This is a genomic window from Kordia sp. E (assembly GCF_056033805.1).
Genome location: NZ_JBRASR010000003.1, coordinates 529,379 through 544,666, shown reverse-complemented (window position 1 = coordinate 544,666; position 15,288 = coordinate 529,379). Strand labels below are relative to the sequence as shown.

Genomic DNA, 15,288 nt, shown 5'->3' with positions numbered 1-15,288 from the left:
CTTAGAAAAATGAACGCACTAAAACTACCTTTTGAATTTGATGTAGAGATTATAAAAAAAGAACTTTCTCAGTTTTCAAAAACTGACTATCAAGATATTTATAATTCTTCTGTCATGTTGGAAACCTTGTGGCTTATACATTTTATAGAACCTATTCTCGGCGATGATGGACTTCCAATTTTCTTACCAAATGAGGCACTCAAAAAATGTCCATATCTACTTTCTATATTCGAAACTTTTAAATGTCAGGTAGAAACTTTTCGAATTCACACCTTAGATGCTGGTGCAAGTATAATGAAACATAGAGATACTGGTTATAGTTTTGAAATGGGACAAGTGCGACTTCATATTCCTATATACACAAATGAAAAGGTAGAAATAATAGTAAACGACGAAGTTATAAAAATGAAAGAGGGCGAATGTTGGTATTGTAATTTTCACCTTGAACATGAAGTCAAAAATAACAGCGACCAACCACGCGCGCACATTATTTTAGATTGCATTGTAAATGATTGGTTGACTGGAGTTTTTGAGGAAGCTGGAGTTAAAAAATAGTATAATTCTTTTTTCTTTACGGAAAACCTCATTGTATAGCTGTAATCTTTATCTTATTTTTATAGAAAATAAAGTAAAATAATGAGTTATTTCTTAACAGGTAAAAAACTTGAAGACAAGCTTACTGATATCATATGGAATGCCAAAAGATATGTTGTAATTATTTCTCCATACATAAAATTAGACAATCATGTTAAAAGCATTTTTGAAAAAATTAAAACTGGGCATGAAGTAAAGATATATTTGATTTTTGGAAAGAATGAAGATTCTAAACATAGTAGTTTCAATAAAAGTGATTTTGAGTATTTTAAAGAATTTAAAAATATTTCAATTTTATATTTAAAAGATTTACATGCTAAACATTATTGTAATGAAAAGGAAGGATTGATTACATCTCTAAATCTATATGATTATTCCATGATAAATAATATAGAATATGGAGTTCATTTTAACAAAACTGTACTTAACCCTATAGATAAATTATTTGAAGAAACTGAAGCATTTACTGATGATTTAATTTTTGAAAAAAGTGAGGTTGTATTTTTAAAAAGACCTCGGTATAAAAAAAAGATGTTTGGCTTAACTAAATCTTACCAAGAATCATCTGTAATTTTTGATGTTTCAGATAACTTTTTTAGAGGTAGAAAGTATGATACAAAGAATTTATGCGACTTTGAAGATGAACATGTAACTGATGTAGATGTGATTTTTGATAAAAAGCCTCAAAGGCAAGATCATTCAGAACAAAAAAACTCTACTAAAACAAAATATCAACGAAAAGAAAAGAAACAAGCTCATGGTTTTTGTATAAGAACTGGAGAACAAATTCCTTTTAATCCAGAAAGGCCATTCTCATATAATGCTTACAAAAAATGGAGTCAATTTGAAAATTATGACTATGGCGAAAATTATTGCCATAAAACAGGAAAAAGGAGTAATGGAAAAACTAGTATGAGAAATCCAACCTTAAGATGATAAACCATATGGTTTTTTAAAACTATAATGTCACCTCACTAGCCCGAGTTTATAGCTCGTGTCGATAAACAAACTAAAAATAATTGTGAATTTAAATGCATAAACTCATATCATACATTATAAAAAAATTACTTCATTAGTCTTACTCATTACGGCACGAGTTTCAAACTCGCGCTAGCATCAGAGTATGAGGCAGCCTATTTTAAAAAGATAAACAAAAAACCCACGCAAATAGCGAGGGTTTTTGGTTATATGATGTAGATTCCTGCCTTCGCAGGAATGACAAAGTCAATCAATTAACGAATCAACTTCTTATACTTAATACGTTTTGGCATTAAATCACCACCTAAACGTTTCTTTTTGTTTTCTTCATAGTCTGAGAAGCTTCCTTCAAAAAAGTATACTTGCGAATCTCCTTCAAAAGCTAAGATGTGTGTACAAATACGATCTAAGAACCATCTATCGTGCGAAATTACTACTGCACAACCTGCAAAATTTTCCAAACCTTCTTCCAACGCTCGTAATGTGTTTACATCCAAGTCATTTGTTGGCTCATCCAGTAATAAAACATTTCCTTCTTCTTTTAGCGTCATGGCTAAATGCAAACGGTTACGTTCTCCTCCAGAAAGTGTATTTACCTTTTTGTTTTGTTCGCTTCCTGCAAAGTTAAATCGGCTTAAATAAGCTCTAGAATTCACTTGCTTTCCGCCCATCATTACCAATTCCTGCTCATCAGAGAAGTTTGCCCAAATTGATTTTTCTGGATTAATGTTTGAATGCGCTTGATCTACATATGCGATTTTTGCAGTTTCACCAACCGTAAAGCTTCCTTTGTCTGCTTCTTCTTCTCCCATAATCATTTTGAAAATGGTTGTTTTTCCAGCTCCATTCGGTCCAATAATTCCAACAATTCCTGCTTGTGGCAAGTTGAAGTTTAAGTCTTCATATAATAATTTGTCGCCAAATGCTTTTGAAACACCAGTAGCTTCAATTACATTGGTTCCTAAACGTGGACCATTAGGAATATAGATTTCTAATTTTGCGTCCGTTTGTTTTTGATCCTGACTCATCAATTTGTCATAGTTCTTCAAACGTGCTTTTTGCTTTGTTTGACGACCTTTTGCGCCTTGACGAACCCATTCCAATTCTCGTTCTAATGTTTTTTGACGTTTGGAAGCTGTTTTACTTTCTTGCGCCATACGCGTAGATTTTTGATCTAACCAAGAAGAATAGTTTCCTTTCCAAGGAATTCCTTCTCCTCTATCCAATTCTAAAATCCAACCAGCAACATTATCTAAGAAATATCTATCGTGTGTTACCGCAATTACGGTTCCTTTATATTGTGCTAAATGATGTTCTAACCAATGTACAGATTCTGCATCCAAATGGTTGGTAGGCTCATCAAGTAATAAAATTTCTGGTTCTTGTAATAACAAACGACATAATGCAACACGACGACGTTCTCCTCCAGAAAGTACACCAATCAATTTATCTGGTTCTGGCGTACGTAACGCATCCATTGCAATTTCAAGTTTGGTATCTAATTCCCAAGCGTTTGAAGCATCAATTTTATCTTGTAAATCTGCTTGTTGCGCCATTAACTTGTCCATCTTGTCAGCATCAGAATATACTTCTTCCAATCCGAACATATCGTTGATTTTGTTATATTCATCCAAAATTGCAACCGTTTCGGCTACTCCTTCTTTTACAACTTCCATCACAGTTTTTGTTTCGTCTAATTGTGGTTCTTGTTCTAAATAACCCACATTATACCCTGGTGAAAACGTAACATCACCTTGATAGTTTTTCTCTACTCCTGCAATAATTTTTAGTAAAGTAGATTTACCAGAACCGTTTAAACCGAGAATCCCGATTTTAGCTCCGTAGAAAAAACTTAGGTATATATCTTTTAAAACTTGTTTGTTGGTACTTTGATAGGTTTTAGAAACCTTATTCATGGAAAAGATAACTTTCTTATCGTCTGACATAATTGATCTTAAATTTAATTGCTATGCCACAAATATACATAATTGTACGAGCATTCTCATATATAAATACTTATTGAAAAATTGAATGATTAAAATTTACCTTTATTCCGTTTTATTAAATAATCTCCAAGTTAACATTGCTGTTATTGCTCCTACTGTTGGTGCAATAATATAAATCCAAAGTGCCGTAAAGTTTCCAGATACAATTGCTGGAGCCAAACTCCTTGCTGGATTAAATGAACCGCCAGAAATTGGTCCTGCAAATAATATGATTCCAGTAACGACCAATCCTATTATGAGTCCTGTCATATTAGAAAATTCCTTTTTAGATGTTATCCCCAAGATAGTAAGCATCAAAAAGAATGTCAATACAAACTCAATAATGAAGGATTGTACTAATTCGCCAGAAGGAATTGTTGCTCCTAATGTTAAGTTTTGAGGAAAGATAAGTTTAAGAAAACTACTTGCTAATATTGCTCCTAAAATTTGAGCAACAACATAAAACATTGCAACTGTTTTTGTTATTTTCTTTCCTATTGTTAAAGCAACTGTAACAGCTGGGTTTATGTGTGCGCCAGAAATATTTCCAAAAACATAAATCATAGCACTAATAATAATTCCAAAGGCTAAAGCAATTCCTACTAAACCCAAAGCCCCATTAGTTTGTTCATTTACAATTACCGATCCTGTACCACAAAAAACTAAAGCAAATGTGCCAATACATTCAGCTAGATATTTTTTCATATGATCCATAAAAAGAAAAGAGGATAATCAAAATTAATCATCCTCTTTACATTAAAATTAGTTTGTTATTAAATTGCTGATGCTCCAGCTTCAGCAACAGTATGGTCATTTTCTACCGAACTACCACTTACTCCAATAGCTCCAATAACTTCTCCTGCTGCATTTTTAATTGGAACACCTCCTGGAAAAGTAATTAGTCCATTATTTGAATGCTCAATATTGTATAGAGCGCCTCCTGGTTGAGATAATTCTCCGATAATTCCAGTATTCATATCAAAATAACGAGCTGTTTTTGCTTTTTTAATAGAGATATCAAGCGAACCTAACCAAGCGCCATCCATTCTACCAAATGCTACTAAATTTGCTCCTGCATCTACAACTGCAATATTCATTTTTGTATCAATTGCAATAGATTTCTTTTTTGCTTCTGAAATAATTTTTTCAGCTTGTGCTAATGTAATATTCATATTTTTTTGTTTTAGTATTGTTTCTAATTTGATGCAAATGTATTCCATAAGTCATTTTACCTAGTTACCAAAACAGGTCAATAACTTATGAAATCAGGTCAAGTTTAAAAGAAGTATTTTAAATAGAAGTTTGTTTTGGACTAAAACCGAATTTGTTTTTAAATGCGATACTAAAGTTAGAAAGGTTGTTATAGCCAAAATCTAAGTAGATGTCTGATGGTTTTAGATCTCCTTGTTCTAGTGTTTCCTTTGCTTTTTGAAGTCGTTTGTCTTGAAGCCATTTTCCAGGTGAAACTTGATATTCTTTAACAAAATGACGTTTAAAAGTAGACAAGCTCATATTGCATAAAAATGCAATTTCTTCTAATTTTAAATTAGAATGTATTTTACTTTCAACTATTTTTCTAAAAGGAGACGTTTCTTTAACAATTAAAGAATGGAGATATAATTCAAATTTCTTTCCATATTTCTGAAGAAGGTATAACATCAATTCTTCAAATTTCACTAAAAGTAAATTCTCCATAAAAACCGTTGGAGCATCACTAATCGTTGATAATGAGTTTAAATATGAAGTTATGTATGAATCATTCCTAATTATGAAATATGGTATTTCATCTTTTACAATTGGAATGTTTTCTGTATGTCGTTCTAAAAATTCTTTGAGTTTTTTTTCAGAAAAGAACAGAAGCTTGCAATAATAAATTGCTTCTGTATCTAACAACTCTGTCCAAAGCCAATTTCCTTTTTTTAGTAATAATGATTGGTCTTTATTTACAGCAACTGATGTTCCTGCAAAGTGTACTTGCTTTTTTCCAACTTGTAAAAAGCTGAACATATTCATACCTAAATTGACTTTACTTTTAACAACATCATTAGTCATTTTAAAATCATAAACAAATACATCTGGAATTTCATTTTTATCCTTAATGTAGATTTCTGGTATGTTTTCTATTGACATTTGCTTTTTATTGATTTGAAGTCTGTTTAACTATTTTCCAAGTTTCCAAAATTTGATTCAATCTTGATTTAAACTCTGTGGAATCTTTACTTTTTTCAATGATAGAAAAAATATCATGTAATTCTCCACGAAGTAATGGATATTTATCTGATACTTTTCTAAAATCTAGCCAAGCATCAATATGTTTATCAAATGCTGATTCAAGTCCTTTTGGACAATTAGAATAATCAAGTGACTTTGAATTCTTAGCATAATTATTAATTGCTTCGCTTAATGAAACTTTCTCAGAATCGTGATTTCTGATATCACCAAAGATGCTGTCTTTTTCAAATAACTGCTTCACACAATTGTTACTTTTCTCTTTCACATCTGAAAAAGAAGCATTTTCTCTTTTATTTGAACCATTACAGCCAAAAAGTAAGAGTACTAAAAATAAGATTATTGGTTTTATCATAGTTGTATTGAATTAGAATTAGAACTTATTCATTCACAGTTAATTTCAATAAGTACTAAGATAATAAAAAGAAAAAAATTAAATAAATATATATTATTTTTCAACTTAAAATCACTGACAATCAATTATTTAAACATTAAAATCTATTAATTTCAAATCTTTTTTATTTTTTAGGAAACCGTGTTGTCCTTCTTCTCGTATATACCTTCAAACAATAAAAATCTAATTAAACTTTTAAGATTATGAAACGAGTAACAACCATTTTAGGAATCAGTATTGTATTGATAGGTAGTTTCTTTTTAATTGCAGCCGATCATATAGACGCGCCAGCTATACAAGGAACAACTTCTGATATTACAGATTTCTATGCTTTTCAAGGAGAAGACACAAATACAATTGCGTTTGTAGTTAATACACAAGGATTATTGAGTCCTACAGCAACATCAGGAGCTTCATTTGATGAGAATACATTAATAGAAATTAATATTGATAATACAGGAGATAACATTGAAGACTTGGTGATTCAAGCAATTCCAAGAGATGGCAAAATGTATTTCTTTGGTCCAGTTTCACCAAGTGCATCCGGATTGAATAGCGTTATTGAAACTTCAGGAACTGCTTCTTCAGTAGATATTACAGCCTACGGAAGTAACGCAATTACAGCAGATACTAATGGAATGAAATTTTTCGCAGGACCAAGAGATGATCCTTTCTTTATGGATTTTGCTCAATATGGAGAAATCATCACTGGAAACGCAACAACTTTTAACGATCCTGGTACAGACACTTTTGCAGGTTCAAATGTATTATCCATTGTTGTAGAAGTACCAAAATCTCAAATTGGTGGCTCAGGAACAATCAATGTTTGGGCAGAAGCAAAAGGAAAGCAATAATTATTTTATTTTCAAATGATTATATCAATACAAAATCTAAAATCTTAACAAAAACTCGATTATACAGTTCATTATTGACTTTTAAATTTCATTTTCTTTGCATGCCCAAAGAAAACGAAACAAAAGAAAAGGCATTTTTCTGGCAGGTATTTTAAGTTTTCTCGATGGAAAACTAAAACCGAAAAACTTTTGCTAAATTTTCTCCAAGGTTTCGAAAATTTTTAACGCAAAACCATTTCTATACTTCAGAAAAAAACGAATTACAAAACATCCAATTCGTTTTATTTAACTGTAATCAATCTATAAAATTCACAATTTAAACAGAAAAAACATGAAAACTATACAAGCAATTTTAGGAATCGTACTCGTAAGTATGCTTACATTAACAAGTTGTTCTTCAGACGACAATATAATTATTGTTGATAACGGACCTGATTTTTCAGGAACGTTCGCACAACAAGATCAAATGGGAAGACCTGCAGTAAATACTGTTTTTGTTTCTCAAGCGAATAAAGATGCATTTAATATCACAGTTCCTTCTCTACAAAATGCAGCGTTTCAAGGAATGTTTCAAACAAACTTAACAGGATTAAGTCCAGCATTTGCAAATCCTGGAGATCAAAATGCTTTAGGACAAGATGCAGCTGCTTTTACAGGATTATTAGCTACAGATGTATTAAATGTTTCTTTAGACGGCACAACAACCTTTTATGATGGAACAAATGTATTAACTGGTCGTGCACTAGCCGACGATGTAATTACGGTTGAATTATTATTAATTTTTGGAGGCGAAGACTTCACAGAAAACCCAAATCTTTCTGATGATCATGTTGACGCCAATGACAAACCTTTTTTGTCCTCATTTCCATACTTAGCCTCACCGTGGTAATCTGATTTGCTATTGAGAGCATTTAGTTTTTAGCAATTTAACGTGTTATTTAGTTGAACGATCACGCTAGATGCTCTCTTTTTAATTCAAATTATTTTTAATCATCTAAAAAATCATCAATATGAATACCAAAATCGTTTTTCAAATTTTAGGAATCTGTGCATTTCTTATAAGTTGCACGTCTACTCCATCTCAAAAGGTTACAGCTTCCGCTGAATATGACTCATATTTAGAAATTGCTGAAAATAAATTACTTATAGATGCATCTGAAATAAAAAAATTCTGGACTGCAAAGCTTGAAAATACTCCAAATCAATATCCATATCATGCCAAAATAGCTAGCTCGCATTCGCAGTTATTTAAAGCTACTGGTGAAATTTCTCATTTGATGGAAGCTTCACATCATTTAGAAGTTTTAAATGAAAAAACAAAATATCAAAACGCAGGTTACATTAGAAGTTTAGTTCGGAATTACATTTCACAACATCGCTTTCAGGAAGGATTAGTTTTATTGAAAAAAGCAGAACTGTTAGGTGAAAATTTAGATGCAACACAGAAAATGCTATTCGATATACATTTAGAACTCGGAAATATTGAAGAAGCCGAACAGTATTTAGCAAATTTTAAAGATGACAATAGTTTTGATGCATTAATTCGTTTATCAAAATGGTATGATCATGAAGGCAAGTTGATGGCAGCCATTAAAGCAATGGAAAGAGCAAAATTGAAAGCTGAAGACGCAAATAACAACTATTTAAAACAATGGTCGTATACAAATTTGGCAGATTTTTACGGTCATGCCGGAAGAATCAAAGACGCTTACGAGCATTATTTAAAAGCCTTAGCATTAGATCCAAATGATGCATATGCAAAAAAAGGAATTGCTTGGATTGTGTTTTCACACGAGAAAAATCCAGCGGAAGCTTTACGTATTTTAAATACAATTATGATACAACACAAAGCACCTGATTATTATTTATTGAAAGCTGAAATTGCCGAATACATGGGAGAAAATGCTGAAAAAGAACAAAATATTCAAGCTTTTATGACAGCTATTCAAGATAAAAATTATGGAGTTATGTATACTTCCTATGCAGTTTCTGTTCTTTCAGAAGAATTAAATAATACTGAGAAAGCACTCAAAATTGCACAACAAGAAGTTGCATTACGCCCAACCGCACAATCGTATGATTTATTGGCTTGGACCTATCATTTACAAGGAAATTCTGCAAAAGCCTTAGAAATTATTCAAAATCATGTCATAGATAAAACGTTTGAACCTGTTGCCATGTATCATGTAGCAGAAATTTTAAAAGCAAACGGAAACACAAAAAATGTACTAGAGATTAAATCAGAATTATTGGAAAGTAGTTTTGAAGTTGGTCCAGTACTTACAGAAAAAATACAGCGCTTATAGTTTTGGTAGGCTATATACTGAACTAACTTTAGTTAGACGATTGGTTTTTATTGATTGAAAAGACACTTTATACTAAAGTGTCTTTTTGTGTTATAAAAACTTTACTTCAACACTGTTAATTACGGCAATACCGTAAGCAATCTTGACTTGTTCTTTTTATTTTATAAATACATTTAACCAAAAAAAAGAAATCATGAAAAAGAGAAATTTTAAATCGTTGACATTAAACAAAAAAGCAATCTCTCATTTAGAAGTTAAAGAATCTAAAATTGGAGGTCGTGGTGCAAGTGACCGACTTACAGAATGTAGAAATGACTATTGTGTATCATTATACAATAGTTGTCCTTGGGTTTGTTAATAAATACATTTTCTTAAACATAAAGCGGATTCTAACGGTTCGCTTTTCTTTTGTTTAAAAAAAGTGATGTGCTGCAAGTCTAAACATGCATCAAAAGTAAAATCAACTTTGCCTCAACTAGACAAATGATTTTATATTTTCAGGAACTTTTTCCCTTTTTGTAACGTCTATAGTAATATGGGATGTTCCTATAAAACATAAAATTATATATCATGAAAAAAAGAAGCTTTAAGTTATTAATTCTCAACAAAAAATCAATTTCACTAATCGGTAAGCATCAAATTTTAGGTGGTGACGCAGGTTCTAGCGGCAATGCAGGAAAATCCAGTGATGATATGGAAACGCTTGTTGATCATACTTGTTATTCCTGTTACGGTGGTGATTGTGGAGATTGGGATTAATTCTTAGCGAACTTCGGTTCGCTTTTTTTATGTCTAAAAAGTATGTTTTAAGGATTCGAAGCAACTATACCAAGTGTGTACAATTGCTCAAGCGTTGGCGATTCACTTCCACCTTCAGGTTCTAATGTAATTCCGAAAGCTTCAGATTCATTAGCATTAGAAAGATCAAACACTTTGTCTTTGTCTGTAGTAAAATCGTCTATAACTCCTAAACTTGTTGGTGTTAATGGATTTAATGTTAACGACCAAACTTGATATACTTTACCTTTTGGCGGTTCTGGCAATCCTTGTAAATCTAAATACACTTGATTCGCTTTTTTATCCCAATATACTTTTGCATACGAAGTTGGCGAAACTGCTTGTCCACCAAGTGGAACAGAAATGATATCTTTTGTACGCAAAACACTTAACAATTCCGTTGCAGCTGTTAAGTCACTATTTGCTTTATAAATTTGTTCTTTTAATGCTTCTTTTTCAGCTGTTACAGTATCAATTTCAGATTGCAAGTCTCCAGTTTTTAATACAGTATATATCAATCCAATACCTAATACCACAGCGGCTGCCCAACCTGCATAACGGAAAATAGAACGTGATTTTTGAATCGGAATTACTTTTGTTTCTTCTGAAGTTTCTAAATCAGTTAGTTGTAATTTTTCTTTAATAACATCAAATACAGCAGAAGTCTCCTTTGAACTTGTTGCAGCAGTTAAGTTTACAATAGCTGCTTCAATTTCCAAGACTTCTTGCATGACTTCAGGATATTTTAGCATCATTGCATGCACTGCTGCGTTTTCCTTTTCGGAAAGCGTGCCAGCTACATACAGCTCTAATATTCCTGATGCTATGTATTCTTTACTATTCATTGTTATACTTCCAACATTTTTCGAAGTTCGTTAATACAATTTCTATTTCGAGTTTTTATCGTTCCTAATGGAATGTCTAGGGTTTCTGCCGTTTCTTTTTGCGTGTATCCTTTAAAATATAGGTAATCAATAATTTTTTTGCATTTTTCAGCAAGGGCATTTACGTATTTTTTGATACCAATAGCATTTGTTTTTTGATCCAAACTATCATTGGTTTCAATACTATGTACGAAAAAATCAATATCAAGGTTTTGTTGTGCGTTCTTAAAAGATTTTGAACGTGTTTTATCAATTGCTGCGTTTCTTGCAATATTTAACAACCATGTAAAAAAACGTCCTTTACTTACATTATAAGTATCTGCTTTGTTCCATGCTTTTATAAATACATCTTGCAAAATTTCCGTAGCAATATCTTCATTTTTTACAATTGTATGTATAACACCAAATATACTTTCACTATACATCACATATAATGATTCAAAGGCTTTAGCGTCTTTATTTTGAAAATTTTCTATGAGTTTATTTAACTCCATACATACAATTGATCAGCTATATTTTTCCTCTTGAAAAAGAAATTAATTTTGATTCTTAAATCTACAATTTTTTAGTGTGATTTTTTCATTTTTAGGCATAAAAAAAGCTTCATTAAATGAAGCTTTTATATTTTTTAAATTTTTAGTATTTACACGCGACCTTTCAAGGCATTGAAAACCCATGCAATGGCAAAGAATCCTATTCCTACTGCTGAAAATCCTATAGCTGCTACTTCTTCATATTTTAGAATCCCTAAAATAATCAAGCCAACTCCTACGATTATCATGACCCATGTTGCCCATGCTAATACTGTATTTTTGTTCATTCCCATATGTTATTTGTTTGGGCGCATCTTTTATATATGCTTAGAGTTGCCTCAGCATACATAAAAGTCAGGCTTTCGACAGTCGCTCTCTTCGAGGAGCTTCAACATATGTCTCTATCCTTTGCGCTTTTATGAACTACAAATATCTAATTTTTAATTCAAAAACTAAAAATTTAATAGCTACAATTCAAAATGACTTCCTACGCTGTTTCAAATAATTCGCTATGTTTTTTTAGTATCTTTCGAAAAATTTATTCAAATACACATACATTTAAATCATTCTCATGTACAGAAAGCTTTCATTATTAACACTTTGCATACTTACATTTTTTATTAGTTGTAATTCTACAAAATCAGTTACTAGTAAGTCAAAAACGCCAAAACTAGAAAACTCATTACTTTGGAAAATCTCAGGGAATGGTATTGAAAAACCTTCATATTTATACGGAACAATTCATTTAACGTGTGATTATGTTTTTACAGATAAGCTAAAAAAAGCCTTTGATGAAACGGATCAATTAGTTTTAGAAGTTGATTTGTCCAATCCAAGTTTACAAGCAGATATGATGAAACTCATATTTATGGAAAATGGAAAAACAATTCAAAGTATTTTGAGTAAAGAAGATTATACCACTTTGGCAACTTTTTTTAAAGAACAAGTCGGAATGGATTTAAAATTATTCAACACCATGAAACCCTTGGCTATTACCTCAACAATCACTTCAAAAATGGCAAGTTGTAAAACAGGAACAGCATATGAAACTGAGTTTATGAAAGTAGCAAAAGAGCAAAACGAAAAAATAATAGGCTTGGAAACTATTGCTGATCAGGTAAAAGCTTTTGATAATATTTCATATGAAGAACAATTAAAAACACTTGTGGAAATGGCAGAGAAAGGACTTGAAAAAAGCAAAGAAGAATTTGCCGAAATGACTAAGTATTACAACGCTGAAGATTTAGAAGGTCTACAAAAAGTAGCCGCTGATCAAGGTTTTGAAGGTGATTTTCAAGAAAACTTATTAGATCAACGCAATAGAAATTGGATTCCATTAATTTCAAAAATTACGAAAGAAACATCAACATTTATCGGTGTTGGCGCATTGCATTTACCTGGAGATCAAGGTGTGATAAATTTATTGAGAAAACAAGGATATACGGTTGAGGCTGTGTATTAGGTTGCTTTCACAACCAGAAATTAGACCGCTACGCTATTAGATGTTAGATCGCTTCGCTGTTAGATTATTTGTTGTTGATTACTCAGTTGCTTCGCAACTTGATTGTACTATAAATTCCTTTTTTAAATATAAAAATCCGCAATATTCTAGTGAACGTTGCGGATTTTTTATGTGTGGTAATTTATCTTTTTACAACTTCGCAGCCAAACGACTTCCTTGATCAATGGCGCGTTTTGCGTCTAATTCGGCAGCAATATCTGCGCCACCAATTACATGAACTGTCATTCCTTTCGCTTGTAAAGGATCTAATAATTCTTTTAATGGCGTTTGCCCTGCACAAATTATAACATTGTCTACTTCTACTACTTTAGCTTCATCATTTTGTGTATAATGTAAGCCTTGATCGTCAATTTTTGTATACTGAACTTCATTTACGAAGTTTACTTTTTTCTTTTTCAGGTTTGCTCTGTGAATCCAACCTGTAGTTTTTCCTAAGTTACCACCAAATTTACCTTTGCTTCGTTTAAACATGTAAATCTCTCTTAGCGAACCGTGAAAGTTAGGCTTCATATTTTCAATTCCACCACGTGCTTCTAAAGTTTTATCAATTCCCCATTCTTCTAACCAAGCATCAATATTTTGCGAAGTTGCTTCTCCTTCATGTGATAAGTATTCAGAAACATCAAAACCAATTCCTCCTGCTCCAATAACTGCAACACGTTTTCCTACTGGTTTTTTATGTTTTAGTACATCTATATAATTTAATACTTTTTCGTGTTCAATTCCTTCAATTTTTGGTGTTCTAGGTTTAATTCCTGTTGCCAAAATGATTTCTTCAAAGTTACCTTGTGAAAGTTCATCAGCATTTACACGCTTACCAAGTTGTAATTCAACATTGTGTAATTCAATTTGTTTGTTGAAATAACGAATTGTTTCGTAAAATTCTTCTTTTCCTGGAATCTGTTTTGCAATATTAAATTGTCCACCAATTTCCTTATTATCGTCAAATAAGGTTACTTCATGACCACGCTGTGCAGCAATAGTTGCAGCCGCTAATCCTGCTGGACCAGCACCAATAACGGCAACTTTCTTCTTGATACTTGCTGGTCTGTAATCAAATTCTGTTTCGTGACACGCTCTTGGATTTACCAAACAAGTTGCTACTTTTTGCTTAAATATGTGATCTAAACATGCTTGATTACAAGCAATACATGTATTAATTTCATCATCGTTTTCTGCTGCTGCTTTGTTTACCCATTCAGCATCTGCTAAAAATGGACGTGCCATTGATACCATATCTGCTTGTCCATCAGCAAGAATTTTTTCAGCAACACTTGGCATATTAATTCTGTTAGAAGTAATTAAAGGCAGACTTACTTCTTTCTTCATTCGTTCCGTAATCCAAGTAAATGCTGCTCTTGGAACTGACGTTGCTATTGTAGGAATTCGTGATTCATGCCAACCAATTCCTGTATTTATAATTGTTGCTCCTGCTTTTTCAATCGCTTTTCCAAGTTGTACTACTTCTTCCCAACTACTTCCTTTATCTACCAAATCTAACATTGATAGACGGTATATTATGATGAATTCGGCACCAACTGCTTCACGAACTGCTTTTACTGTTTGTACAGCAAATTTCATTCTATTTGCATAATTCCCTCCCCAATCGTCAGTACGTTGATTTGTTCTTTCAGTAATGAATTGATTGATTAAATATCCTTCAGAACCCATTATTTCTACACCATCATATCCTGCAAGTTGTGCCAATGAAGCAGATTTCGCAAAGTTTTTGATAGTTTTTTTAACTCCTGAATTACTAAGTTTTTTAGGTTTAAAAGGTGTTATTGGAGATTGAATTGCCGAAGGTGCTACATTTAGCGGATGATATCCATAACGACCTGCATGCAAAATTTGCATACATATTTTCCCTCCATTTTTATGAACAGCTTCTGTGATAACTTTGTGTTTCCTGGCATGTTTTTTTGTGCTCATTCGGGATGAGAAAGGTGTTAGCCAACCGCGAACACTTGGTGACATTCCTCCAGTAACAATCAATCCTACACCACCTTTTGCACGTTCACCGTAGAATGTAGCTAATCGTTCAAATCCATTTTTCTCTTCTTCTAAACCTGTATGCATTGATCCCATTAACACTCTATTTTTAAGAGTTGTGAATCCTAAGTCTAATGGTTCAAAAATATGCTTGTACTTCATGTATTTCAATGGTTTTACTGATTGTATTAAATATAGTGCAATTCTATCAATAAAGCATTATATTTTATTATGCACGCA

17 protein-coding genes are annotated in these 15,288 nt (G+C 32.0%); 8 read left to right on the top strand and 9 right to left on the bottom strand.

The window, feature by feature from the left end; genetic code table 11:
- The first annotated feature begins 9 nt into the window (after nucleotides 1-9).
- Entirely contained in the window at nucleotides 10-555 is a 546-nt protein-coding gene (locus ACUUYC_RS15590) for an aspartyl/asparaginyl beta-hydroxylase domain-containing protein (protein WP_474267310.1), read from the top strand.
- A gap of 81 nt (nucleotides 556-636) precedes the next feature.
- Complete coding sequence (locus tag ACUUYC_RS15585; RefSeq protein ID WP_474267308.1) at nucleotides 637-1,530, top strand: phospholipase D family protein; 894 nt, start codon at nucleotides 637-639, stop codon at nucleotides 1,528-1,530.
- Nucleotides 1,531-1,826: 296 nt separating this feature from the next.
- Here the strand turns inward: ACUUYC_RS15585 and ettA are convergent, their stop codons facing one another.
- From ettA to ACUUYC_RS15560, 5 genes are all read right to left on the bottom strand, one after another.
- Entirely contained in the window at nucleotides 1,827-3,518 is a 1,692-nt protein-coding gene (gene ettA, locus ACUUYC_RS15580; protein WP_474267306.1) for an energy-dependent translational throttle protein EttA, read from the bottom strand.
- 102 nt (nucleotides 3,519-3,620) lie between these two features.
- The gene (locus tag ACUUYC_RS15575; RefSeq protein WP_474267304.1) at nucleotides 3,621-4,262 is read right to left on the bottom strand and encodes an MIP/aquaporin family protein; all 642 of its coding nucleotides are present in this window, start codon (nucleotides 4,260-4,262) and stop codon (nucleotides 3,621-3,623) included.
- 68 nt (nucleotides 4,263-4,330) lie between these two features.
- Nucleotides 4,331-4,729: a GlcG/HbpS family heme-binding protein gene (locus ACUUYC_RS15570; protein ID WP_474267302.1), complete on the bottom strand. Its 399-nt coding sequence runs from the start codon at nucleotides 4,727-4,729 to the stop codon at nucleotides 4,331-4,333.
- Nucleotides 4,730-4,847: 118 nt separating this feature from the next.
- Nucleotides 4,848-5,687, bottom strand: a complete 840-nt coding sequence (locus ACUUYC_RS15565) for a helix-turn-helix domain-containing protein (protein WP_474267300.1) — start codon at nucleotides 5,685-5,687, stop codon at nucleotides 4,848-4,850.
- A 7-nt stretch (nucleotides 5,688-5,694) separates the two neighbouring features.
- Nucleotides 5,695-6,141 (bottom strand): hypothetical protein, encoded by a 447-nt coding sequence (locus ACUUYC_RS15560; protein ID WP_474267298.1) that lies wholly within the window; start codon nucleotides 6,139-6,141, stop codon nucleotides 5,695-5,697.
- Nucleotides 6,142-6,383: 242 nt separating this feature from the next.
- On the opposite strand from ACUUYC_RS15560, the gene ACUUYC_RS15555 reads away from it, so the two are divergent.
- From ACUUYC_RS15555 to ACUUYC_RS15535, 5 genes are all read left to right on the top strand, one after another.
- A complete protein-coding gene (locus tag ACUUYC_RS15555) occupies nucleotides 6,384-7,034 on the top strand; it encodes a DUF4331 family protein (RefSeq protein ID WP_474267296.1) in 651 nt (216 codons plus the stop codon).
- Nucleotides 7,035-7,365: 331 nt separating this feature from the next.
- Entirely contained in the window at nucleotides 7,366-7,923 is a 558-nt protein-coding gene (locus ACUUYC_RS15550) for a DUF4331 family protein (RefSeq protein WP_474267294.1), read from the top strand.
- Nucleotides 7,924-8,044: 121 nt separating this feature from the next.
- Nucleotides 8,045-9,340 (top strand): tetratricopeptide repeat protein, encoded by a 1,296-nt coding sequence (locus tag ACUUYC_RS15545; RefSeq protein ID WP_474267292.1) that lies wholly within the window; start codon nucleotides 8,045-8,047, stop codon nucleotides 9,338-9,340.
- A 193-nt stretch (nucleotides 9,341-9,533) separates the two neighbouring features.
- The gene (locus ACUUYC_RS15540) at nucleotides 9,534-9,698 is read left to right on the top strand and encodes a hypothetical protein (protein ID WP_474267290.1); all 165 of its coding nucleotides are present in this window, start codon (nucleotides 9,534-9,536) and stop codon (nucleotides 9,696-9,698) included.
- Nucleotides 9,699-9,910: 212 nt separating this feature from the next.
- Nucleotides 9,911-10,099: a hypothetical protein gene (locus ACUUYC_RS15535; protein ID WP_474267287.1), complete on the top strand. Its 189-nt coding sequence runs from the start codon at nucleotides 9,911-9,913 to the stop codon at nucleotides 10,097-10,099.
- 47 nt (nucleotides 10,100-10,146) lie between these two features.
- On the opposite strand, the gene ACUUYC_RS15530 is transcribed toward ACUUYC_RS15535, so the two are convergent.
- From ACUUYC_RS15530 to ACUUYC_RS15520, 3 genes are all read right to left on the bottom strand, one after another.
- Nucleotides 10,147-10,962 carry an anti-sigma factor gene (locus ACUUYC_RS15530; protein WP_474267285.1) on the bottom strand — a complete coding sequence of 272 codons (816 nt, stop codon included), beginning with the start codon at nucleotides 10,960-10,962 and terminating at the stop codon, nucleotides 10,147-10,149.
- Between the two features lie 2 nt (nucleotides 10,963-10,964).
- A complete protein-coding gene (locus ACUUYC_RS15525) occupies nucleotides 10,965-11,495 on the bottom strand; it encodes an RNA polymerase sigma factor (RefSeq protein ID WP_474267283.1) in 531 nt (176 codons plus the stop codon).
- Nucleotides 11,496-11,644: 149 nt separating this feature from the next.
- Nucleotides 11,645-11,827, bottom strand: a complete 183-nt coding sequence (locus tag ACUUYC_RS15520; protein ID WP_474267280.1) for a CAL67264 family membrane protein — start codon at nucleotides 11,825-11,827, stop codon at nucleotides 11,645-11,647.
- A 278-nt stretch (nucleotides 11,828-12,105) separates the two neighbouring features.
- On the opposite strand from ACUUYC_RS15520, the gene ACUUYC_RS15515 reads away from it, so the two are divergent.
- Nucleotides 12,106-12,996, top strand: a complete 891-nt coding sequence (locus ACUUYC_RS15515; RefSeq protein WP_474267278.1) for a TraB/GumN family protein — start codon at nucleotides 12,106-12,108, stop codon at nucleotides 12,994-12,996.
- A gap of 189 nt (nucleotides 12,997-13,185) precedes the next feature.
- Here the strand turns inward: ACUUYC_RS15515 and ACUUYC_RS15510 are convergent, their stop codons facing one another.
- Nucleotides 13,186-15,210 (bottom strand): 2,4-dienoyl-CoA reductase FMN-binding domain-containing protein, encoded by a 2,025-nt coding sequence (locus ACUUYC_RS15510; protein ID WP_474267275.1) that lies wholly within the window; start codon nucleotides 15,208-15,210, stop codon nucleotides 13,186-13,188.
- Between the last annotated feature and the right edge of the window lie 78 nt (nucleotides 15,211-15,288).

Excerpts from the sequence above, each read along its gene's own strand:
- ACUUYC_RS15575 (WP_474267304.1), bottom strand. The coding sequence starts at position 4,262 with ATGAAAAAATATCTAGCTGAATGTATTGGCACATTTGCTTTAGTTTTT.
- ACUUYC_RS15565 (WP_474267300.1), bottom strand. The coding sequence starts at position 5,687 with ATGTCAATAGAAAACATACCAGAAATCTACATTAAGGATAAAAATGAA.
- ACUUYC_RS15550 (WP_474267294.1), top strand. The coding sequence starts at position 7,366 with ATGAAAACTATACAAGCAATTTTAGGAATCGTACTCGTAAGTATGCTT.
- ACUUYC_RS15510 (WP_474267275.1), bottom strand. The coding sequence starts at position 15,210 with ATGAAGTACAAGCATATTTTTGAACCATTAGACTTAGGATTCACAACT.
- ACUUYC_RS15555 (WP_474267296.1), top strand. The coding sequence starts at position 6,384 with ATGAAACGAGTAACAACCATTTTAGGAATCAGTATTGTATTGATAGGT.
- ACUUYC_RS15515 (WP_474267278.1), top strand. The coding sequence starts at position 12,106 with ATGTACAGAAAGCTTTCATTATTAACACTTTGCATACTTACATTTTTT.
- ACUUYC_RS15530 (WP_474267285.1), bottom strand. The coding sequence starts at position 10,962 with ATGAATAGTAAAGAATACATAGCATCAGGAATATTAGAGCTGTATGTA.
- ACUUYC_RS15520 (WP_474267280.1), bottom strand. The coding sequence starts at position 11,827 with ATGGGAATGAACAAAAATACAGTATTAGCATGGGCAACATGGGTCATG.
- ettA (WP_474267306.1), bottom strand. The coding sequence starts at position 3,518 with ATGTCAGACGATAAGAAAGTTATCTTTTCCATGAATAAGGTTTCTAAA.
- ACUUYC_RS15560 (WP_474267298.1), bottom strand. The coding sequence starts at position 6,141 with ATGATAAAACCAATAATCTTATTTTTAGTACTCTTACTTTTTGGCTGT.
- ACUUYC_RS15545 (WP_474267292.1), top strand. The coding sequence starts at position 8,045 with ATGAATACCAAAATCGTTTTTCAAATTTTAGGAATCTGTGCATTTCTT.
- ACUUYC_RS15535 (WP_474267287.1), top strand. The coding sequence starts at position 9,911 with ATGAAAAAAAGAAGCTTTAAGTTATTAATTCTCAACAAAAAATCAATT.
- ACUUYC_RS15525 (WP_474267283.1), bottom strand. The coding sequence starts at position 11,495 with ATGGAGTTAAATAAACTCATAGAAAATTTTCAAAATAAAGACGCTAAA.
- ACUUYC_RS15540 (WP_474267290.1), top strand. The coding sequence starts at position 9,534 with ATGAAAAAGAGAAATTTTAAATCGTTGACATTAAACAAAAAAGCAATC.
- ACUUYC_RS15585 (WP_474267308.1), top strand. The coding sequence starts at position 637 with ATGAGTTATTTCTTAACAGGTAAAAAACTTGAAGACAAGCTTACTGAT.
- ACUUYC_RS15590 (WP_474267310.1), top strand. The coding sequence starts at position 10 with ATGAACGCACTAAAACTACCTTTTGAATTTGATGTAGAGATTATAAAA.
- ACUUYC_RS15570 (WP_474267302.1), bottom strand. The coding sequence starts at position 4,729 with ATGAATATTACATTAGCACAAGCTGAAAAAATTATTTCAGAAGCAAAA.